The 21,417-nt window shown below is 49.6% G+C and carries 23 protein-coding genes; 16 read left to right on the top strand and 7 right to left on the bottom strand.

Going from position 1 to position 21,417, the window contains the following annotated elements; genetic code table 11:
- Positions 1-19 precede the first annotated feature (19 nt).
- Genes BGX16_RS05070 through BGX16_RS05050 form a run of 5 tightly spaced genes read left to right on the top strand, consistent with a single transcriptional unit; the run spans position 20 to position 4,206 of the window.
- Positions 20-616: a DUF3261 domain-containing protein gene (locus tag BGX16_RS05070; RefSeq protein WP_100425073.1), complete on the top strand. Its 597-nt coding sequence runs from the start codon at positions 20-22 to the stop codon at positions 614-616.
- Complete coding sequence (locus BGX16_RS05065) at positions 613-1,797, top strand: beta-ketoacyl-ACP synthase (protein WP_100425072.1); 1,185 nt, start codon at positions 613-615, stop codon at positions 1,795-1,797. The genes BGX16_RS05070 and BGX16_RS05065 overlap by 4 nt, the downstream gene beginning before the upstream one ends.
- Positions 1,797-2,261 carry a hotdog family protein gene (locus BGX16_RS05060; RefSeq protein ID WP_100425071.1) on the top strand — a complete coding sequence of 155 codons (465 nt, stop codon included), beginning with the start codon at positions 1,797-1,799 and terminating at the stop codon, positions 2,259-2,261. The genes BGX16_RS05065 and BGX16_RS05060 overlap by 1 nt, the downstream gene beginning before the upstream one ends.
- 2 nt (positions 2,262-2,263) lie before the next feature.
- Positions 2,264-2,983, top strand: coding sequence for a 3-oxoacyl-ACP reductase FabG (gene fabG, locus BGX16_RS05055; protein WP_100425070.1), 720 nt, complete (start codon positions 2,264-2,266; stop codon positions 2,981-2,983).
- A complete protein-coding gene (locus tag BGX16_RS05050) occupies positions 2,980-4,206 on the top strand; it encodes a beta-ketoacyl-ACP synthase (RefSeq protein ID WP_100425069.1) in 1,227 nt (408 codons plus the stop codon). The genes fabG and BGX16_RS05050 overlap by 4 nt, the downstream gene beginning before the upstream one ends.
- Here the strand turns inward: BGX16_RS05050 and BGX16_RS05045 are convergent.
- From BGX16_RS05045 to BGX16_RS05030, 4 genes are all read right to left on the bottom strand, one after another.
- Positions 4,193-5,002 (bottom strand): lysophospholipid acyltransferase family protein, encoded by an 810-nt coding sequence (locus BGX16_RS05045; RefSeq protein ID WP_241899459.1) that lies wholly within the window; start codon positions 5,000-5,002, stop codon positions 4,193-4,195. The two genes, BGX16_RS05050 and BGX16_RS05045, sit on opposite strands and share 14 nt — an antisense overlap.
- Positions 4,999-5,604: a beta-ketoacyl synthase chain length factor gene (locus BGX16_RS05040; protein WP_100425068.1), complete on the bottom strand. Its 606-nt coding sequence runs from the start codon at positions 5,602-5,604 to the stop codon at positions 4,999-5,001. Before BGX16_RS05040 ends, BGX16_RS05045 begins: the two co-directional genes overlap by 4 nt.
- Positions 5,601-6,692 (bottom strand): methyltransferase, encoded by a 1,092-nt coding sequence (locus BGX16_RS05035; RefSeq protein WP_100425067.1) that lies wholly within the window; start codon positions 6,690-6,692, stop codon positions 5,601-5,603. Before BGX16_RS05035 ends, BGX16_RS05040 begins: the two co-directional genes overlap by 4 nt.
- 61 nt (positions 6,693-6,753) lie before the next feature.
- On the bottom strand, positions 6,754-8,076 hold the full coding sequence (locus tag BGX16_RS05030) for an aspartate kinase (protein ID WP_100425066.1): 1,323 nt from the start codon (positions 8,074-8,076) through the stop codon (positions 6,754-6,756).
- A gap of 129 nt (positions 8,077-8,205) precedes the next feature.
- Here BGX16_RS05030 and BGX16_RS05025 point away from each other — a divergent pair, with 129 nt between their 5' ends.
- The 11 genes from BGX16_RS05025 (at position 8,206) to BGX16_RS04980 (ending at position 19,107) form a co-directional block, all read left to right on the top strand.
- Positions 8,206-9,111 (top strand): sigma 54-interacting transcriptional regulator, encoded by a 906-nt coding sequence (locus BGX16_RS05025; protein ID WP_100425065.1) that lies wholly within the window; start codon positions 8,206-8,208, stop codon positions 9,109-9,111.
- Positions 9,112-9,150: 39 nt separating this feature from the next.
- Positions 9,151-10,590 carry a phosphate acetyltransferase gene (pta, locus tag BGX16_RS05020; protein WP_100425064.1) on the top strand — a complete coding sequence of 480 codons (1,440 nt, stop codon included), beginning with the start codon at positions 9,151-9,153 and terminating at the stop codon, positions 10,588-10,590.
- A gap of 193 nt (positions 10,591-10,783) precedes the next feature.
- Entirely contained in the window at positions 10,784-11,587 is an 804-nt protein-coding gene (phnX, locus tag BGX16_RS05015) for a phosphonoacetaldehyde hydrolase (protein WP_198514863.1), read from the top strand.
- Positions 11,588-11,591: 4 nt separating this feature from the next.
- A complete protein-coding gene (locus BGX16_RS05010) occupies positions 11,592-12,728 on the top strand; it encodes a phosphonoacetaldehyde reductase (RefSeq protein WP_100425063.1) in 1,137 nt (378 codons plus the stop codon).
- A 3-nt stretch (positions 12,729-12,731) separates the two neighbouring features.
- On the top strand, positions 12,732-13,154 hold the full coding sequence (locus tag BGX16_RS15070; RefSeq protein WP_198514862.1) for a PhnD/SsuA/transferrin family substrate-binding protein: 423 nt from the start codon (positions 12,732-12,734) through the stop codon (positions 13,152-13,154).
- A complete protein-coding gene (locus BGX16_RS15065; RefSeq protein WP_198514861.1) occupies positions 13,084-13,665 on the top strand; it encodes a PhnD/SsuA/transferrin family substrate-binding protein in 582 nt (193 codons plus the stop codon). Before BGX16_RS15070 ends, BGX16_RS15065 begins: the two co-directional genes overlap by 71 nt.
- A gap of 17 nt (positions 13,666-13,682) precedes the next feature.
- On the top strand, positions 13,683-14,489 hold the full coding sequence (gene phnC / locus BGX16_RS05000; RefSeq protein WP_100426762.1) for a phosphonate ABC transporter ATP-binding protein: 807 nt from the start codon (positions 13,683-13,685) through the stop codon (positions 14,487-14,489).
- Positions 14,479-15,258, top strand: coding sequence for a PhnE/PtxC family ABC transporter permease (locus BGX16_RS04995; protein WP_100425062.1), 780 nt, complete (start codon positions 14,479-14,481; stop codon positions 15,256-15,258). Before phnC ends, BGX16_RS04995 begins: the two co-directional genes overlap by 11 nt.
- A complete protein-coding gene (locus tag BGX16_RS04990; protein WP_100425061.1) occupies positions 15,255-16,073 on the top strand; it encodes a PhnE/PtxC family ABC transporter permease in 819 nt (272 codons plus the stop codon). The genes BGX16_RS04995 and BGX16_RS04990 overlap by 4 nt, the downstream gene beginning before the upstream one ends.
- 24 nt (positions 16,074-16,097) lie before the next feature.
- A complete protein-coding gene (locus BGX16_RS04985) occupies positions 16,098-18,173 on the top strand; it encodes an RNA degradosome polyphosphate kinase (RefSeq protein ID WP_100425060.1) in 2,076 nt (691 codons plus the stop codon).
- Entirely contained in the window at positions 18,163-19,107 is a 945-nt protein-coding gene (locus BGX16_RS04980) for a Ppx/GppA phosphatase family protein (protein ID WP_100425059.1), read from the top strand. The genes BGX16_RS04985 and BGX16_RS04980 overlap by 11 nt, the downstream gene beginning before the upstream one ends.
- Here the strand turns inward: BGX16_RS04980 and BGX16_RS04975 are convergent.
- The 3 genes from BGX16_RS04975 to BGX16_RS04970 are packed head-to-tail and all read right to left on the bottom strand — an operon-like array spanning position 19,088 to position 21,396.
- Entirely contained in the window at positions 19,088-19,840 is a 753-nt protein-coding gene (locus tag BGX16_RS04975) for a tetratricopeptide repeat protein (RefSeq protein ID WP_100425058.1), read from the bottom strand. The two genes, BGX16_RS04980 and BGX16_RS04975, sit on opposite strands and share 20 nt — an antisense overlap.
- A gap of 12 nt (positions 19,841-19,852) precedes the next feature.
- Positions 19,853-19,996: a hypothetical protein gene (locus BGX16_RS14525; protein ID WP_157797876.1), complete on the bottom strand. Its 144-nt coding sequence runs from the start codon at positions 19,994-19,996 to the stop codon at positions 19,853-19,855.
- Positions 19,997-20,043: 47 nt separating this feature from the next.
- On the bottom strand, positions 20,044-21,396 hold the full coding sequence (locus BGX16_RS04970) for an ATP-dependent 6-phosphofructokinase (RefSeq protein ID WP_100425057.1): 1,353 nt from the start codon (positions 21,394-21,396) through the stop codon (positions 20,044-20,046).
- Positions 21,397-21,417: the final 21 nt, after the last annotated feature.

Below are 21,417 nucleotides of genomic sequence, written 5' to 3'. Positions count from 1 at the left end.
CTTTCTATATTGCAACAAAATGTGGGTAAGTAAGATTCATCATAGCGTGAAAGCTTTGGCTGCGTTGGGAGCGGTGGTTCTGACGGCGTGTACATCGCATTCTGCGGTGGCGGGGAATTCTGCGAAAATTTACTACTCGGACGCCCGCTACATTCAGCTGATCGAACCGCAAAACAGCGGAATTTCTGTCGAAGAAAATCAGCTGATGACAGGCTCTTACGGCGAAAAGAAATTCTCCGGTGAATCCTGGATGCTCTTGAATGACACGACTGTGCACATGATGCTCTTTAGCTCCATGGGAAACACAATCGCGGAACTCGTTTACACGAAAGATTCCTTGGCTTTCAACAGCAAATGGATGAACGCGGAAAAGATGAAGCCCGAATATATAATTGCAGACATTCAGTTCTGCTATTATCCTGCTTCGGTCTTGCAGAAAAATTTTGATGCCGCAGGATTCACGTTTGCAGAGTCCCAAGATGGGGATGCTTTACACCGCACCCTTTTTGACGGCAAGACCGCAATCTTAAAAATGGAAAAGAGAGGCAACAAAATCGTGTTGCAGAATCTACTTCGCCATTACAGTTATCAAATTGAATCCGAGATCAAAGAATGAGCGCTCCCTTGTACATTCATGACTTTGCACTTTGCTCTGCTTTAGGTTCTGACAAAAAGACCATTTGGCAGGCGTTAAAGAACGGTACCCGCCCCGCGTTTGTCCAAAAGAAGTTCCGTGAAAAGGAACGCTATGTGGTCGAAATTCCGCAGAGCTCCTTGCCGCAGGTAAAGGACGCTTATTACGACAACCATGTGAACCGCCTTTCGGAAGTGGTTCTTTCGCAGATGGAAACTTCGGTCTGTGAAGCGGTAAAGGAATTCGGTGCAGATCGTATCGGCGTATTTATCGGTTCTAGTGATAATGGTTCGGAAGCTTCTCTTGCAGGTCTCGATTCTTTTCAAAAGACGGGCTCCTATCCAAAGAAGTACGAGCTTAAAATGCAACAGGCGGATTTCGCTGCGGAATACATTGCAAAGCGTTTCGGTTTGACGGGTCCGATCTTTACGCATTCGTCGGCTTGCGCTTCGAGTGCGAGCGCCTTTGCTTCGGCAAGAAATTGGCTTGAAGCGGGTTTCTGTGATGCGGCGATTGTCGGCGGCGTGGACATTGCGACGGAAACGGTCGTCCTCGGATTTGATTCTTTGGAAGCGGTTTCGCTTTCTCCGACGATTCCGTTCAGCAAGAATAGAACCGGTCTTACGATCGGCGATGGTGCCGCTTATTTCCTCGTTTCTAAAAAGCCGGGTCAGGCAAAATTCAAGGTAGTCGGCATTGGCGAAAGCGCGGATGCGGACCATGTGACGGCTCCGCGTGCAGACGGTGAAGGCGCTGTGCAGGCGATCGATAAGGCTTTGAAGGACGCAGAACTTTCCGCTGCCGATATCGACTACATCAATTTGCACGGAACTGGTACCAAGCTGAACGATGCGATGGAAAGCGTAGCTGTGAACCGCGTTTTTGGCAACGATACTCCGGCAAGTTCAACAAAGGGATTGACCGGCCACACGCTCGGCGCTGCGGGTGCTCTCGAAGCCGCTTTCTGCTGCCTCACCCTTTCGGATGAAAATACGGAACACGTGCTTCCGATGCACGTCTTTGATGGCGAACGCGATCCTTCGATTCCGGAAATTCGCTTGGTGAAAAACGGTGAAACGGCAAAACGTTTGAATATTTGCATGAGCAACTCCTTTGGCTTTGGCGGTTGTAATGTTTCGCTCATTTTATCGAGGAATGTCTAATGACTGAATTTGATACTCACGAAAAAGTAGCAGCGCTTGTTCCGCATAAGGGACACATGCATTTGCTGGATCGCGTGATTTCTTATGATTTTGAAAAAACGGAAGTCGAAACGGAAGTGGACATTACCGAAAAGAGTATGTTCTTTGAAGAATCCTACGGCGGCGTCCCTGTCTGGATTGGCTTTGAATATATGGCTCAGAGCGTTTCCGTAATGATGGGCCTTGTCGGACTCAAAACAAATACCCCTCCAAAGATGGGCTTCATTTTGAGCGTGACGAATTTCAAGTCGGAAACGAATGTTTTCCCGGTCGGTTCGACGGTCCACATTTGGGTGCATCAGACGGTTCGCATGGATATGGCGGTAACGTTTGAAGGAAAGATTTTTGTGAATGATAACCTGGTCGCTACCGCTACGATGAATACGGTCGAAGTGGACGATCCGAAAAAGACTTTAGGAGTATAAGAATGGATGATGTAAAACGCGTTCTCGTCACCGGTGCAAGCGGTGGCATTGGACTTGCGATAGTCAAAGCGGTTCTCGCGGCGGGATATCAGGTTGTGGCGCATTACAACAGCCATGCAGAATCCCTGAAGGAACTTCAGGCGGAATACGGCGACAAGATTCAGCTGATTCAGTTCAACGTCGCAGATCGTGAAAACTGCAAGACGATTCTTGAAAAGGATGTGAAGGAAAACGGCGCTTTCTTCGGCGTGGTCCTTTCTTCGGGCATTTGCCGTGACGCCGCATTCCCGGCGATGACGGATGAATACTGGGATAAGGTTCTCGATGTGAACCTGAACGGTTTCTATAATGTTTTGCACCCGCTCGTGATGCCGATGTGCCGCAAGCGCAAGGGCCGTATCATTACGATTGCTTCCGTTTCGGGCGTGATCGGCAACCGTGGACAGGTCAATTACAGCGCAAGTAAGGGCGGCATTATCGCGGCGAGCAAGGCACTTGCCGTGGAACTCGGCAGCCGCAGCATTACCGTGAACAGCATTGCTCCGGGCGTGATAGAAACGGAAATGATCAAGGACGCTCCGGTCGATATGATCTTGCCGTCGATCCCGATGCACCGTGTCGGTAAGCCGGAAGAAGTGGCAGCAACGGTTGTATTCCTGCTTTCGGAAGGCGCTGCCTACATTACGCGCCAGGTTATTTCTGTGAATGGAGGTCTCGCATGACCCGTCGTGTTGTGATTACGGGTGGTTCAACTCTTTCCCCTCTCGGTATGGATGACGAAGCCATCTTCGAAAGATTGCATCAGTATGAAAACTGTGTTGTCCGCATGCCGGACTGGGACAGATACGAGCAAATCAATACACGTCTTGCCGCACCGATTCCATTCGACCTCCCGGAATTACCGCGTAAGATGACGCGCGGCATGGGCCGTGTCGCTCAGATGGCTTATATGACTGCGGAACAGGCTTTGATCAAGTCCGGTTACGACCTGAACGACCCGGAACTCAAAGCGGGCCGTGTGGGCGTTGCCTACGGTTCTTCCATGGGCAACTTCGATGCGATTAAAGAATTCATGTCGATGATTATGGAGAATGACTCGACAAAGATTACGGCAACCTCTTACATCCGCTGCATGCCGCAGACTTGCGCGGTGAACATCAGCGTGCTTCTCGGATTAACGGGCCGTTTGATTACGACGAATACCGCTTGCACGGCAGGCAGTCTTTCCATTGGTTATGCCGCAGAAGCGATTGCAAGTGGCGAACAGGATGTGATGATCGCTGGTGGTGCAGAAGAATTGAACCCGACAGATTCTGCCGTGTTCGACATTCTCTTTGCCACGAGCGTCAAGAATGACACGCCGAAGATTACCCCGGCTTCTTATGACCGCGATCGTGACGGCCTTGTGGTGGGTGAAGGCGCTGGTACCGTGATCCTTGAAGAATATGAACACGCCAAGGCTCGCGGCGCTCATATTTACGCAGAACTCGTCGGATTCGGCACGAATACGGATGGCAACCATCTGACGAATCCGAAGAAGGAAACCATGCAGATCGCTCTCGAAATCGCTTTGAAGAAAGCGGGAATCGGTCCGGAACAGGTCGGCTATGTGAACGGCCACGGTACGGCGACAAAGAACGGTGACGTCGCAGAATCCCAGGCGACGTTCGGTGCCTTCAAGGGCCGCGCAGTGCCGATTAGCAGCTTGAAGACTTACATTGGTCACTCGCTCGGTGCGTGCGGCGGTATCGAAGCTTGGCTCTCCATTATGATGATGAATCGCAAGTGGTTTGCTCCGAACCTGAATTTGAAGAATGTGGATCCGGCTTGCGCACCGCTTGATTACATTGTGGGCGAAGGTCGCGAAATCGACACCGAATATGTGATGTCGAATAATTTCGCGTTCGGCGGAATCAACACGTCGCTGATTTTTAAGCGCGTGTAAGATTCGCCGGATTTTCCGGATCGTTCTTTCGATAGCTCTCAAAGATTTCTCGCAGTTCTTCGGTCAAGAGATTGACCGCTGCGGGGTTCGGATGGGAGCTATATTTTTTTGTATCGATCTGTTCGAGAATGTCGAGATTGTAGTGGTAACGCTCGGTCGGGTGGAAGCTAAAGTATTTGTCATGCTTCCGAAGCCCGATTTTTTCGTTTCCGCCGATGTAGATCGGTTGCACTTTATGGTAGCTGTGCAAAGCGAATCGAGCGGCCCCCTTTTTCAACTGCAACGGTTCTCCCGGACGCGTGCGCGTCCCTTCGGGGAAAATAATCAGCGATTCTCCGCATTCCATTCCTTCCGAGGCACGAGCCATCTGTTCTTCAAAAGAAAGCGAATTTGGAATAAAGAGCGTGTTTATCACGTTGTGAATGAACGACGTTTTTCCGAGTGAACCTTTGACGATGCAGTTCACGTTCGGAATAATCGAAAAGAGCATCACGACATCTAACAGCGACGGGTGATTGGCTACGACGACGCAGGAATGGATATCCTTAATGCGTTCCGAGTGTTTTACGTTCAGCTTCAAAATGCCGAGGACTGTCATTTCCCAAACGAATAGTTTGAACCAGCGCAAGTTCACCGCACGGGACATCGTCTTGAAACGCTCTTTGTTAAAGCCCGAAAGCACAAAGATAATCGGGAAGATGCAGGAGAACAGGGCGCTTGCTCCGCCAAACGAAGCGTACGAAATTACCTTGGCGAACAACCGCCAAACATAGACGAGTCTTTGAATAAGTTTCATTGTGGCAGTCGAGTCTTCAAAAAAGTCAAGGCTTGATCAGCTGCAGAATTACCTTCAGGGAGTGGCGACAAATCGAGTTCGCAAATCGCATCTTGCGCGTCTGTCGAAAGACGCAGTGCAATCGCGCATACGGCATTCGGATAGTTCGAAATAGAAGCGTAGGTTTCTGGCAAACGTTCGTCTGCAAAGACAAAAATGCGTTCCTTTTCACGACCCGAAAGAAGAGGCGCTGCCGCTTCCTTCAAGCCGTTTTCAAAGGATTTTTTACCCGCAAAGACCGCGCTGTAGCCAACCATGTTCTTTTCGGTAATCGACGCGGCAGAAACCGGAGCGTTGAAAACCGAAAGGCTGAACTGCGCCGGTGAAACTTCACCCGTGGCGAGAATGCCTTCCGAAATCTTGTACTGACGCTGGATTTCTCCAAATTCGGAGGCGAACGTTATGTGCACGGGAGGAAGACCTTCCGAAACTTCGTGAACCGTATAGACGACCATCTTGGTCGCTGCGCTCAAACGCCTGCGGAAGAGCATCGGCACAAAGGCGATCTTTGGCGGATTTTCTGCATCTGTCCATGCGGAGAATTTTTTGACGTAGAGGCTCATTTTTTGCGGAAACGGAAAAGGGTGTAGCAGTTGATGCCCAAGTTGTGGTGGGCTTCCTTCAGTTCGAAGCCGCCATCTTCAATGGCGTTCTTCAATTCATTGAAGCGGTACATTTTGCTATTGCCGTTTGCAATACAGGTGAAGTACAGCGAAGTCGCTTGGAGCGAATAGGCTGCGGCTTCAAAACGTTGCTTGTCCCAAATAGGTTCGAGTACGTAAATGTCGGTTTCGGAACTGGCAGCCGGGTGAATCTTCTTCAAGATCTTGGTGATCTGATGCAAGGAGAAGCAGTCGAGGAACTGACTCATCCAAATGGCATCGGCGCCTTTCGGAAATTCCGTGGTGCTGTCGAGAACGTTGCAAGGGATTGTGGAAATGCGATTTTCAAAGCCTGCTGCCTTCGCGTTCTTTTCGGCTACAGCCGTTTGACCCGGAAGGTCGATAATCGAAACCTGAACATCCGGATTGTACTTGCAGCATTGAATAGCCCACTTTGCCGTGTTGCCGCCGATGTCAAAAAGGCGCTTGACCGGCTTCGAATAAACGATCGGAAGGGCTTCCGGGAAGGCGAGGTCGGAATAGAAATGGTCAAATCCGAACCAGCTCTTTTTGAACTGGTCGCTGCACTGGGAAAGGCCTTCATAAACGGTCGTCCATTTGCCGAAATGCTTCAAACCTTCCGGCTTGCCGTTCTTGATGGATTCGGCGAGGTCGTCGGCACCTGCGTAGCAGACGTCTTCCGAAAAGTCCATATTCACGCGAGTCATGTCGTCGGTCATCACAAAGAAGCCGACCTTGCTGAGCGTGTATAGAAGATTGTCTTCCGGGGAATCTTTTTTCAGCTTGAGCATGCCCATGCCAAGGCCCATTTCCATCAGAACGCCGACGCCATATTCGGAAAGGCCAGTCTTTTCGGAAATTTCTTTAACGGTGATGCCCTTGCGGCGAGATTTGCTCACAAGTTCCAAAATGCCAAAGTCGCGGAGTGCGCGGGCAGCCTGGAAAGAAAGTGGCGCAAATGCAATCTTCTGTGCTTCGAATTTCGCATTGACTGCGTCGATATCATCCTGATAATAAGATTCAAACATAAAATGTCCCCTGAAGGAAAAGAGCTGCCATACCCGACAGATCAAACTGAATATAAATTAACTATTTCACAAAGGCATCATAAATGGCACGAATTGCGATTTCCATGTTCGCTTCGTCCACACCGACGAGGATGTTGATCTGCGAAGATCCCTGGTCGATGATGCGGATGTTGATTTCCTTTTCGGCAAGAGCGTTGAAAAGCTTCGCGGCGATACCGACTTTGTTCGTCATGCCGTGACCCACGGTAGCGACAAGGCTGATGCCTGGGAAGACCTTCACGCGGTCCGGGTGCATCTGAAGGAGAATGTCTTCGAGAACGGCTTCCTGCACGGCTTCCAAAGACTTCGTATCCACGACGATGGACATGGAGTCGATGCCGCTCGGGCTCAGTTCATAAGAAAGGCCTTCGCCTTCGAGAATGGCGAGGATGCGACGACCGAAACCGACTTCCTTGTTCATCATGCTCTTTTCGATGTAGATCATGGAGAAGCCCTTACGACCAGCGATGCCGGTAATCGGGTAGTCGGTGGTTTCCGGAGTCGGGCCGATGATTGTGCCTGCGTCTTCCGGGCGGTTCGTGTTGCGAATGTTGATCGGGATGTTCTTGGCGCGGCACGGTGCGATGGATTCGTCGTGGAGAACGCTTGCGCCCGAGTAAGAAAGTTCGCGGATTTCGCGGTAGCTGACGTAGCTGATCGGCTTCGGATTTTCGACGATGCGCGGATCCGTCATGAGCATACCGGAAACATCTGTCCAGTTTTCATAGACGATGGCGTTGATACCGTTTGCGAGCACGGCACCGGAAATGTCCGATCCCCCGCGGGAGAATGTCTTCACCTGCTTGCGCGGGCCTTCGCCGTAGAAGCCCGGGACGACGAACAGCTGATTTTCGTCAGAGAGCTTCTGGGCGATCGTTTCGTAGCTCTTCGGGGTGATGCGGTAACGTTCGTCGAAGGCTATCAAATCGTAGGAGTCGACGAACTGGGCGCCGAGATATTCAGCCATTAAGCGGGCGCAGAGGTATTCGCCACGGGAAACGAGGAAGTCCGTCGTGACCGTGTCGATTTCATTCTTGAGCTTGTTTTCGAGGGCGGCGAGGTCGTCGCCGATCTTTGTTGCAAGATTCAAATCCTTGGCTATATCCAGATAGCGGTCGCAGATCATCTTCCACGGAGTGGAAAAGTCGAGATGCTTCGATGCGAGATCGTAAGTGGTGTAGAGAAGGTCGGTGAGCTTCGTTTCTTTCGGGTTGCGTTTGCCCGGAGCGGAAACGACCACGATTTTGCGGCGCTTGTCGCCTTCGACAATAGCCTTTACCTTTTGAAACTGCTTGGCTTCTGCAACGGAACTTCCGCCGAATTTGCACACAATACGATCAGCCATCTGAGTATCCTTTTGTAAAAAAAGAAGTTTTTTTGTAAAAAATAGCAAACCCTGGTGGATTTTTTAAGGTTTCAAACGTCTTATTAAATGCAATCGCGTCATTTTGGAAACATTGGTTTTGGAGGTGGAATGGCAGACGCAAAGCATCTTTTGGAAATCGCTTCCAGGTCTTCGGTTCCGGTTCTTGTTTGCGGGGAATCGGGGACGGGGAAAGAGGTCATGGCCCGGAAACTGCATGCGATGAGCGACCGCTCCAAAGGTCCTTTTGTCGCGGTGAACTGCGGCGCGATCAGTCCAGGGCTTGTCGAAAGTCTGTTCGAAGGCTCATGCCGCGGAGCGTACACGGGAGCTGTCGCAAATCAGCTCGGATTTGTCAGGGCCGCAGACCATGGGACTCTTTTCTTGGACGAAATCGGCGAGCTTCCGCTTGAAAGTCAAACGAGGCTGCTTCGGATTCTGCAGGAACGTGCGGTGACGCCCGTGGGGACGCAACAGAGCATTTCTGTGGACTTTAGGCTTGTCTGTGCGACGCACCGGAACTTACAGGCGGCGGTCAAAACGGGCCGCTTTCGCGAGGACCTTTTCTTTCGCCTGAACGTTTTCCCGATACGGCTTTTGCCTTTGCGGGAACGTTTAGATGAACTCAGGGCGATTGCGGTGGAGATTTGGCAGGGGCTTTCTGCAAGACCGCTTTCTGCCGACGAATTGAAGAGCCTTTGCCGCTTTCCATGGCCGGGAAATGTGCGCCAGCTGAAGAACGTTCTGGAACGCTACCAACTGTTGCAGAACCTGGGAGACTCTTTGGAAGAAATTCTTGCCGGGGAACCTTGGGATTTGCATTCGATGCACGCAAGCTATGCACGGGAAGGACGCACGGTTTACCGAACAGGCAATACGCCGTCGTGGAAAAACATTTTAGAAGTGCTACAGGAATGTCACAATAATAAGAGTCGGGCCGCGCAAATCCTTGGAATCAGCCGGGGTTCTCTCTGCTACCAATTAAAGAAGAATTCCGTTCGCCCAAAGCCTTCTTAAATGCTATTTTTAGAGCAAGAATACGAAATGGAGTTAGTTATGAAACACGTATTTCTCGTTCTCCCGGCTTCCGCCGGTGTAAATCTTGCCCAGGCTGCTGAATCTGTCCTGAGTGTTGTGAAAAAGAATGTCGCTTCCGCAGAATCTTTTGTCGCTACGGAAATGGTGCCGACCGTTTTGCAGTCCCAGGGTGCAGACGCTTCGATGGAAGCTCTCGTCGGCGCTGTGCAGGACTCTGCCGCAGAAGCTTTTGTCGTTACCGGTGTGTCGCTCGAACAGTCCGTTCGCAGTGAAACTTTGAATATCCAGATCGCTGCCGCTCTCGATGCCGACGTGATTCTCGTTGCCGATTCCGATGAAAACGGAGCCATCGTCGCTGCGGACTTTGCGGCTGCAAAGACCCGCGTTGCCTTTGTGCTCGCAGACGGTGACTCGGCGAATGAAGACGCCGTGAAGAAGATCCTTTTTGCAAAATGCGAACATCGCATTTCCCAGGCGGAATTCCGTCGCAATTTGATCAAGCTCGCTTCCCGTAGCTTAAAGCGCATCGTTCTCCCGGAAGGCGCTGAACCGCGCACTCTCAAGGCTGCTATCGAAGCCTACGAACGCAAAATCGCAATCCCGGTCCTCATCGCGAAAAAGGCCGACGTCGAAGCCGAAGCCGCTCGCCAGAACCTCACGGTTCCGGCAGGCTTTGAAATCATAGAACCGACCGCAGAACTTGCCGAAAAGTATGTTCCGCTTCTCGTGGAACTCCGCAAGGCAAAAGGCATGACCGAAGAAAAGGCTCGTGAAGTTTTGAAGGACCCGGTATTCCTCGGCACGATGATGCTCAAGAAGGATGAAGTCGACGGTCTCGTTTCGGGCGCTGTCCACTCTACCGCAGACACAGTGCGTCCGGCTCTGCAGGTGATCAAGTGCGCTCCGGGCGTAAAGTCCATCAGCTCGGTCTTCTTTGTTTGTCTCCCGTCCCAAGTTTATGTGTTCGGTGACTGCGCCATCAATTTGAACCCGACTGCAGAAGAACTCGCTGGCATCGCAATCCAGAGCCACGATACTGCAAAGGCTTTCAATCTTCCGGCTCGTGTGGCAATGCTCAGCTACGGTACCGGCAAAAGCGGCAAGGGTGACGATGTGGAACTTTGCATGGCAGCAACGCAGGCTGTGCGAGACGCTCGTCCGGACATCACGATTGATGGCCCGCTGCAGTACGATGCGGCAACGACCGAAAGCGTGGCAAAGCTCAAGGCTCCGGGCAGTGCTGTTGCTGGCAAGGCTACCGTTTGCGTGTTTCCGGACCTTTGCGCCGGTAACATCTGCTACAAGGCTGTTCAGCGTTCCGCTCAGGGCGTGATCGCCGTCGGCCCGATGCTCCAGGGGCTTGCCAAGCCGGTGAACGACTTGTCTCGTGGCGCTCTCGTCGAAGACATCGTTTATACGATCGCTTTGACTTCTATCCAGGCTCAGGCTGCCAAGTAAACGCTTTGCGCACTTGCGGTGCGCTTCGTGAAAATAAAAAGGTTCTCTTCTGCGGAAGGGAACCTTTTTTGTTTTAAAACCCTTAAAAAATCGACATCCAACGGGAAAACGATTTTACAGAGAGCGTACTGTAAAATCATGGAAACTTTACATTCACAACCTACATTCATGCGTGAAAAGAGAAAATGAGGTTATGATGAATACAAAAGTTCACTCCGTACAAATGATAGTCTTTGATTGGGCTGGAACCACAGTTGATTTCGGCTCCCGTGCTCCGCTGCAAATTTTTGAAAAGACTTTTCAACATTTTGGACTTGAGTTCACGTTAGAAGAAATCGCAGGTCCGATGGGCATGGAAAAGAAAGACCATATTCGTACGCTGCTCTCCACAGAGGAAGGCACGACATTTTGGAAAAACACCCAAAATCGGGATTGGGACGAAAATGATGTCGAACGGATTTATGACCTCTTTGAAGCCAACTTGAAAATGGTCGTTCAAGATTACAGCCATGTCATCGAAGGCGTCCCGGAGGCGGTTCAAAAGCTTCGGGAAAGCGGCGTAAAAATCGGAAGTACGACGGGCTATTCGTCAGAAATCATGAAGCCGATTCTTGAGCAGGCAAGACGGGAAGGCTATGAAGTGGATTGCTGTGTAACGCCGGATGTTTGCGGCTTTAGTCGCCCCAAGCCTTTTATGGTTTTTGAATGCATGAAGCGTTTGCAGGTGTACCCGCCGAAGAATGTCATCAAGGTGGGCGATACGCTTGTCGATATTGCGGAAGGAAAAAATGCGGGAGCCTGGTCGGTGGGCGTTTTGACAGGTTCAAGCGTTCTTGGATTTTCGAAGGAGCAGTATGACAAGCTTTCGAGCGGTGAACGTTGGTATGCAAAACAGGTGGCGCAGCAAAAGTTTTTCGAAGCGGGAGCCGATTTCGTAATCGATTCCATAGCGGATCTCCCGGAATTGGTGAAAAAGATCGATGAAAAGTTGAGGTAGTTTGATGAATTACTTTTACAATTCGGTACGCGTTTACCAAGGTAGAGGTTGCCTTTCGGAACTTCCGGAAGCTTGCAAAGAGGCTTTGCAAAATGAGATGGATTCCGGGATTCTGCTTCTTGTTTGGGATAAGTCGGTTTTGGAACAGAAAGGTTTTCAAAAACTGATGGAAGAATTTCCGAATGTCGTGGTGGAAGAATGTTCCGTTTCGAATCCAGAAATCGAAGATTTGTTTGCGATTTACCAAAAGACACTACGATTCCATATAGAACTGGTAATTGCCGTAGGCGGCGGGAGCATTTTGGATCTCGGAAAATCGCTTTGCATGATCCGTGACGAAGAGATTGCGTCAGTCGAAGATTTGCGCAAGAGAATTGCCGAGAAGAATTATAAAAAAGGAGCCCTCCGCTGGATTGGCGTTCCGACGACTTCGGGAACGGGCAGCGAAGTAACCTGCTGGGCGACCATCTGGGATACGGAAAATCTGAAAAAGTTCTCGATTGAAACGACGGACAATTATGCTTATGCCGCTTTTGCAGACTCGAAGCTCACCGAAAAACTGCCGACGAAGCTGGCCGTCTCTTCGGCCTTGGATGCTGTCTGCCACGCCGTCGAAAGCTATTGGGCAAAATCGACAAATGATATTTCCAAGATATACGCCTTGGATGCGATTCGGGCTGTGTTTACAGCTCTTCCGGCTGTAATTGAAAAGAGAAATTTGAAAATTGCGGCAGAAATATTAAGCCGTGGAAGCCTTTTGGCAGGGCTCGCCTTTAGCAATACGCACACGACGGCTTGTCATTCTATTTCGTATCCGCTGACGATGCTTTATCACATTCCGCACGGAGTCGCCGTGGCTCTGCTCTTAGGTGGGGTTTTCAAATTGAACGAGCCGATGATTTCAAACCTTCCTCGTCTTTTGGAAAGTTTTGGCGTCGAATCGATCGACGAAATTCAGCCTTTGATTGAAAAGTACCTCTCCGCAGCGGGTTTTGAAACACGACTTTCCAAATGGGGGGCAACAGACGCATCCTTAAAGGAAGCTGCGGAAAAAAGTATGACCCGGGGGCGCGCGGATAACAACCCTATTCCACTCACAACCGAAAACGTTTTACAAATCCTCAACAGGATAAAGGAGTAAACGATGAATTTGAATCCCATTACCCAATTAAAACTGTTCGCCATCTTCCTGCTGAAATCGACAATCATTTTGGCGGCTTGCATCTTCTCGATTTACGGTTGCAGTGAAGCGTCCGCGAAAAAAACGTTCACTATTGCTTATGCTCCGAACGAATCCACGGAACAGAGTACCGATGCGCGCAACGGTCTTGCGAAAGACCTCGGTATGGCTCTCGGAATGGAAGTGAAGGAAATTCAGGCTTCGGACTATAACGCAATCATCGAAGCACTTCGCACGGGCAAGGCTGATATGGCTTATCTCGGAGCACTTTCCGTCGCCCTTGCCATTGGAACGTGCGAACGCGGAACCGATCGTAATGAAGGCTCCCAACGGAGACAAAAAGCTCGCCACGTACCGCTCCGTCTTTATCGCGAAAAGCGACAATGAAAGGATCAACACCCTCCGCGATGCCAAGGGTAAAAAGATCGCCTTTGTCGATCCCAACTCGACATCGGGAAATCTGGTACCGACATCGGAAATCATGAACGCATTCCCCGCAGAAAAGTTGAATTCCGACATCATTCATACGAACGGGGAATTCTTTGAAGCGGTCAGCTTCTCCGGCAAACATCAGGCAGGTCTGCAGGCGGTTATCAAGGGGGACGTCGATGTAGTCCCGATTTCCGACCAGATTCTCGCTTCGGAAATTGCAAACGGCAATGCGAAAGAAGGTGCTGTCAAGATTATCCATTCTTCATCACCGATTCCTGCAGAGGCGATGATCATCGGCAAAACGGTTTCTCCGGAACTCAAAACAAAGCTTGTCCGCTTTTTGACGACATACGATAACGCAGCGTACTTTGCAAAGGTCATCAAAGTTCCCGGTGCAAGATTTGTTCCGACATCCAAAGAAGATTACGAAGCCATCGTGACTCTCAATCACAACATCAACCAATAATGCTTTTGGAAAATCAGATGGAATCGATTTTAACCTTTGACCATGTGACGAAACGCTATGGGAATGGAGTTTGTGCCTTGAAAGACGTTTCCCTTTCCGTTCGCCCTGGAGAATTTATCTCCATCATCGGGCCTTCGGGATCGGGAAAATCTACCCTTTTACGCTCAATCAACAAATTAATTTCCACGACCGAAGGGAACATCTTTTTTGATGGCGAAAATGTTTCGGCCCTTCGTGGCGGCAAGCTTCGCAAGAACCGTTCTAAAATCGGAATGATTTTTCAGAATTACAATCTGGTTTACAATCTTTCCGTTTTGCAGAATGTGCTCCACGGTCGCTTGGGGCACATGAGCGGTATCCGCGGAATTTTAGGTCTGTATCCGGAAGCGGACAAGGAAAAGGCTTGGACTCTTTTAGAAGAAATGGGTCTTGAAAAATTCGGTTACAACAAAGCAGGAAACCTTTCCGGTGGACAAAAACAGCGCGTGGGAATCGCCCGTGCGATCATCCAAGATCCAAAGATTCTTTTGTGCGATGAACCGATTGCTTCCCTGGATCCGTCCAGTGCAAAAGTCATCATGGATCTTCTGAAATCGACCGCGCAAAAACGGGGCATCCCTTGTCTCGTCAATTTGCATCAGGTGGATGTCGCCATGCGCTATTCGACAAGAATCATCGGGCTGCATGCCGGGGAAATCGTTTTTGACGGAGAACCGGAATCCCTTTCGGATTCTGTACTGGAACGCATCTATGGCACGTCTATTTCAAATTTGGTTGCGGGAGTTTCCGATGAAAAGGATTGGCAGCAAGCCTATGCAGTCTGAAAAGCGGTTGACTACCATTCTCTTTTTTAGCATTGTGGGGCTTTTTGTGGCAAGTACTTGTTTTGCTCGCTACAACCCCTTTGAAATTTTCTTCAACATGGAAAATTTCCGCTCGTTTGTCGTTGATGATTTCTTTCCGCCGGCTGTTCCGACAGGCTTAAAGCTGAAAGCGATTTTTCAGGGGATCTTGACGACGATCTGTATGGCGCTTTCCTCGACATCGGTCGCAGCGGTACTCGCTTTTGTGACAGCCCTTTTTGCAAGCAAGCGCGTTTCCCCGATTCAAAAATCGCCCAAGTTTGTCAGAGGCTTTGCCACATTCCTTCGGAACATTCCGGCGCTCGTTTGGGCCTTTATTCTTTTCTCGTCTTTGGGAATCGGCACAGGTGTGGGCTTTGTCGCGCTTTGTATCAGCAGTTACGCTTTTATGGTGCGAGCCTTTGCCGAAACGATCGACGATATTTCCCAAGATAATTTGGAAAGCTTGCAAGCGGCAGGAGCTTCGTTTATTCAGGTTGTGTTTCACGGAATTCTGCCGTCTTGCTTGCGAGGGTTTATTTCTTGGTTCTTATACTGCATTGAAGTGAATTTGCGTTCTTCGACGGTCGTCGGCATGGTCGGAGGCGGGGGAATTGGCCTTGTGCTGCTTTCGTACTTGAAAGGGTTCAAGTATAACATGTCTTTCACGATTATCCTCGCAATCGCTGTGATGGTGTTGCTGGTGGATGCTCTTACCAATTATTTGCGAAAGGAGTTGGATTTAGAATGACAGAAGCTGTAATTCGCAGAACCGCCTCGGGGAAAATGCGGATAGATTGTATCGACAAGAATCGTTCCGCTATTTTCTTTTTGATTGGAATGGCACTGCTCTCTATGCTCGGGCTTATCTATTTGGATATTCCATGGTCCAAGATGCTTGCCCGAGTTCCGCAAATGGGGCTTGTGTTTTGGAAGCTCGGCCATTTTGAGTTTTCCAATTTTGACCTGATCGGATCGGCGCTTTTGGAAACGATTTCCATAGCGGTTCTTTCGACGATTTACAGTCTGATTCTTTCCCTTTTTTTTGGGATGCTTGCGGCGGAAAATATTTTCAAATGCCGAATCCTTTCGTCTGCGGTGAAAGCCTTTTTCACATTTCTCCGTGCGGTGCCCACTCCGGTGTGGGTCCTCTTCATGATGATCTGCATTGGAATGGGGCCTTCGGCGGGAATTGCGGGACTTTGCGTCCATACCACGGCGTTCTTTACCCGCGCATTCGCTCAAAGCTTTGAAGCGGTTCCTTCCGAAACGATAGAAGCGCTACAGTCGGCCGGCGCAAGCAAAGTTTCTGTCTTCTTGAATGCGATTTTGCCTTCGGCAATCCCGGAACTCATCGCGTGGACGGGTATGCGCTTTGAAATCAATTTTTCGGAATGCGCCATTCTCGGTATGGTAGGCGCAGGCGGCATCGGATATGTGATTTCAACTCATATCGAAGGCTATGAATATGGAACAGCGGGGCTCGCCATCTTTAGCGTATTCGCCATTGCGTTCTGTATTGAACGCGCTTTTATCTGGATTAAATCCAAACAGCGAACTTGGTAATTCAAAAGTAAGTCAGGAGTGGACATGAAATTGACAGAAGAAAACTACATCGAAAGAGACGTATCGTGGATGCTGTTCAACAGGCGCATCCTCGCCGAGGCGGAACGAACAGAAATCCCGCTGATGGAACGTCTGCACTTTTTGGGAATCTACAGCAACAACTTGGATGAATTTTACCGCGTCCGCGTCGCTACTCTAAGTCGCATCTCGGACTATGTTGGAAAAAATTCAAAAGAACTGCGACAGCGCAGCAAACAGACACTGCATACGATCGCCGAACTCAACGCGAAATATTCGCAGGTTTTCAAGAAAACGGTTTCGGATGTTTTCGAAGGACTCCGCCAAAAGCACATTCATTTGCTTTCTGAAAAAGAGCTGAACGCGTCCCAGAAAGAAGCGGTAAAAAAATATTGCCTTTCGAATCTCGTCGGTAATATTTCCCCGATATGGCTTTCTTCGATCAAAGGCGTTACCAGCCTTTCGGACGATTCCATTCATTTCGTCATCCGCTTGATGAAAGGGGATGGGCAAAAGAAGGGTTCCCATAAAAGTTACGCCATCGTTGAAATCCCGGTGAAAAAGTTTGGACGTTTTGTGCAGCTCCCCGATGAAAAGTTTCGCTCGGTGGTGCATCATTATGTGATGTATTTAGATGACGTCATCCGTTGTGCGCTGCCATATTTGTTTCCAGGCTCGGATTTTGATCAAGTGGAAGCTTGGTCTTTTAAAGTGACAAAAGATGCGGAAATGGAACTCGACAGCAACATTCAAGGCGTCACCTTGCAAAAGATTGCTCGCGGAGTAAAAAATCGCAAGAATGGTCAGCCTGTCCGCTTCATTTATGACGAACAGAGGCCCCGTGAACTGCTGAAAAAATTGCTGGTGCAGTTGAAGCTTTCCTCTGTGGACGCCACACTTCCTTCGGGTCGCCATCAAAATCACAAGGACTTGATGAAGTTCCCGCGTTTTGATTCTCCCAATGGAGAAACCTTTGAATATCCTCGTTGGCCATCGATGCGCCCGGAATGGACCATGCAGCCGGTTCTCATAGACGTGATCCGTGAAAGAGATCGCTTTTTGCACGTGCCGTATCAATCCTTTGACGGCTACATCAATCTTTTACGGGAAGCCGCCATTCATCCGGAAGTGAAAGAAATCAAAACGACCCTCTACAGGATCGCCAAGGATTCGAAGGTTGTCGGAGCGTTGATCGCCGCGGCTCGCAACGGTAAAAAGGTGACCGTCGTTATAGAACTGCTTGCGCGCTTCGATGAAGAATCGAATATCGATTGGTGCAAAAAGATGGCGGATGCGGGCATCCATGTAATCATGGGAGTGGAAGGCTTAAAGATCCATTCCAAGGTCACACTCATTATCGCAAAAAAAGGAAACGTCGCTTGTATCTCCACGGGAAATTTCCATGAAGGGAACGCTTGTGCTTATACGGACTTTTTGCAGTTCACGGCACGATTGCCGATCGTCAAGGATATCGAACGCTTGTTTGAATTTATCGAAAAGCCTTATATGTCGGTCAAGTTTAAGGAACTGATGGTTTCTCCCAACGATTTGCGCCGAGAGTTGAATCAGTTGATCCAGCAAGAAATTCGCAATCACCAGTTGGGGTACCCGGCGTATATTCTTTGCAAGCTCAATCATGTGACCGATGAAAAGATGGTGAAAAAGATTTACGAAGCGGCCGCCGCCGGTGTTAAAGTGGATCTTTTGGTACGAGGCAACTGCTCGCTTGTTCCTTCGCTACCGGAACTCGGCGGAAATCTGCGCGTGAATGCGATTATCGACCGCTACTTAGAACATTCACGCATCTTGATTTTTGCGAATGGTGTGGATTTGGGACATCTAGATGTCGGCGAAGAAGACGGCCGCTACCATCAATACAAAGTCTTTATCGGCTCTGCCGACTGGATGCCTCGAAATTTGGATCACCGCATTGAAGTTTATTCTCCGGTCTATGATCCAGCCATTAAACGGGAAGCCCGCTTGATCGTGGAACAAGGCATGCGCAATCATTACCGCACCTTCCGATCGCAAGAAGAACTTTATAAACACTACAAGGCTCTGGAAAACACGAATGAAAAATAAAGCCCCGAAAAATCCAGTCCGCTTAGCCGCAATCGACATCGGCTCCAATGCGGCTCGCTTGTTGATTAAAACGGCTACCTTTCAACGGGACGGTTCGTTAAGTCTTCAAAAGGAACAGTTTATCCGGTTTCCGCTTCGCCTTGGAATCGATGTTTTTCAAAATGGAAAAATTAGCGAAGAACGGGAACAACTTTTTTTGCGAATGATTAAAGCTTTTAAACAGCTCATGATTATTTACGGAGTCTCCAAATACCGCGCCTGTGCGACTTCTGCCCTGCGCGACGCCAAGAATGGACGTAAAGTGTTGCGTCACATATGTCGTCGCACAGGGATTGACATTGAACTGATTTCCGGGGACGAAGAAGCCCGAATCATCTACGACAATCATACCGAAAAGTTCCTTTCGTCTTCCGAAAAGAATGGCAAGTCGGAGTGCATCTTTTTATGCGTTGATGTCGGCGGCGGTTCTACAGAAATCAGCGTTATCGCTCAAAATAAATTTATGGGCAGTCGCAGTTTTAATGTGGGCACCCTTCGACTGTTGAGCGACCTTGTCGACTTGGATTCCGTCGATGACATGAGCGATGAAATCCGTCAGATGGTCGGTACCAAGGGACGTGTGGCGATAATCGGATCGGGCGGAAACATCAACAAGCTTTACCGTTTGGTTCCGAAAAAAGTGCGTCGCACCAATCGTCTTACCGTGGCGCAGTTGGATGGGCTTTACCGCCAACTTTCGTCCATCGATTACGCGGAACGCATGGAAAAGTTTAATCTGCGCCCGAATCGTGCCGACGTGATTGTTCCTGCTGCACAGATCTTTCTTTCGATTGCACGGGCGACGCGTGCTTCGGAAATCATCGTTCCGACGATTGGACTTGCGGACGGCATTATTCAGGAGTTGAGCTCGGAACTCACTTCATCGCCTTCTTGATCTTTTCCTTTAAGTCTTTGAGCTTCCAACGGGAACGCTTGTCTTCGACCGTGTAAGTGTTGCGGATACCGCGGTTCAAACCGTCTTCGACGAGCTTCAGGGCTTCTTTGTAACGATTTTGGTCCAGGCGAAGTTCCGCTAAAAAGAGAATCGTATTCAAGTCGGCGGGATCTTGCTTGTGCGCCCGCGTCAAATATTTGTCGGCAAGGTCCTTGTCGGGCCAGTTCAAAATAATGGGAATGTAGGGGAGCAGCTGATGGGCACGGCCTAGGAACTGCCAGTTCTCGGCTTCGGTAGAAAGGTCCCGAATCTTTTTAGCGATGCCTTCCTTGACTGCTTGCAAGGCACCGTATTCCTGAGACCACAGCGAAAGATTCTGGGCGTAAAGCGAAGAAATTGTATGGTTCTTCGGGTACTTCGCGTGCATCTTTTCGCCGAAGTCTTTGGAAATGGCAAAAAGTTGAAGACGCGCATCGTGATTCTGGTAATCAATGACGTAACAGCCTTTAAAGTAGTAGGCATACAAAAGACGCTCCGCAGCCTTTTCTTCGGCAGTAGAGTCTTGGAGCGCGCGTTTGTACGCATGGATCATCTTTTCGACAATCAAGGAATCCGCATGGTCATTCTTGGAATTCCGGGCACGGTTTTTAAACCAGTACTCTCCCTCGTCCAGGTCTTTGTTGGCAAAGCTTAAACTCCCCAACAAAAAAAGAAAAATAAAAACGCGGAACATCACTCTATCAAATTAGATTTTCCAAGTTTGAAGGAGCTTGTTCACTGTCGCAATTCTTTCTTTTTCTTCGTCTGTTCCATGGAATGCCTTGAAAAGAAGGTTTCGATATTCCATCAATGCGGTGCGAATAATAACTTTTTCTTCTTTTTTCAGCATAACTATCCTTAACCTAGAAAAAAAAATTCCAGGATTTACTTTTGTAATTATTGCTTTTTGCGTTTCGCATATTTGCCAGAGAAGTAATCCATCTGGCGAGTAGAACCGAGCACGGCGTGCCACAGCGGGCTATCCGGCTTGATTTTGCGACGTTCGCTAACAGCAAAGTCGATAGGAACATGGGTAAACTTGCCGTTCATACTGCCGACGACCATGTTCGTTTTGCCGGCCATGGCAGCGTGAACCGCATTTTCGGCGAGCTGGTAACAGAAGATCGCATCCGTACCCTTTGCCGGGATGCTGCGCACGGTATAGCTCGGATCGAAATACTTGATGTTGATTTCCATTCCGATCGTCTTAAAGTGCTCGTTGATCTTTTCGACAAGATAGTCGCCGATATCATACTTGAGAATGTTGCCCGATGCGTCCTTGCGTTCTGGGAGACCTTTGAACAAGTGCTGTCCAGCGCCTTCGGCAACGACCATCACCGCGTGCGTCTTGCCGATTGCATAACGATTTTCAAGAGCGCTAAAGAGACCGCCTTCGCCTTCGAGTTCAAACGGAACTTCCGGAATCAGGCAGAAGTTTGCCACGGTCGTTGCAAGAGCGGCGTCCGCAGCGATAAAGCCCGAGTCGCGGCCCATAAGCTTCACAAGGCCAAGACCGTTGTATGCACCGTTTGCTTCGCAGTGGGCGCTCGTAATCACGTCGCAAGCGGCAAGCACTGCCGTTTCGAAACCGAAGGTTCTGTCGACGAGGTTCAAATCGTTGTCGATTGTCTTCGGAATACCGATGACAGAAATCGGCTGGTGGCGGCGCTTGACTTCGTGTGCAATGTCGCGGGCGCCGCGCAGGGTTCCGTCGCCGCCGATGCAGAACAAGATGTTGATGTTCAAACGCATCAGCGTATCGACCATCGTTTCTGCGGACTGCTGACCGCGAGAGCTTCCAAGGATCGTGCCGCCGTCTTCCTGAATGTTATCCACGTAATCCGGGTCAAGAATCTTCGGCGCATAGCCGTAATCCGGATTCAGTCCGCGGTAGCCATACGGAATACCGAAAATATTGCGTACACCATAATCAAACCACAGCACACGGACAAGGCTTTTAATGACGTTGTTTAAGCCCGGGCAAAGACCGCCGCAGGTGACGATGGCCGCACGCGTCCAGGAGGGATCGTGGTAAATCATTTCACGCGGGCCTGCCGCTTCGAGAGCGGGAATCGGCTTGCCCATCTTGGCGAATTTTTCGATGGTGGCGACATCAGTCGTGAGACTGATCTGCTTTGTGTCGTTGACGAACTTCAAACCCTTCATGGGAGAATTCAAAGTGCACTTGCCTACGGTTTCAATCGAAAGATCGTATTTGTCCGGATTTTCAAGAATGTCTTCTCTAGTCATATGGGCCTCACCTTGAGTTTA

Source organism: Hallerella succinigenes (assembly GCF_002797675.1).
Lineage (GTDB): Bacteria > Fibrobacterota > Fibrobacteria > Fibrobacterales > Fibrobacteraceae > Hallerella > Hallerella succinigenes.
The sequence above is the reverse complement of the archived record's forward strand: the minus strand, read 5'-3'. Positions and strand labels throughout refer to the sequence as shown.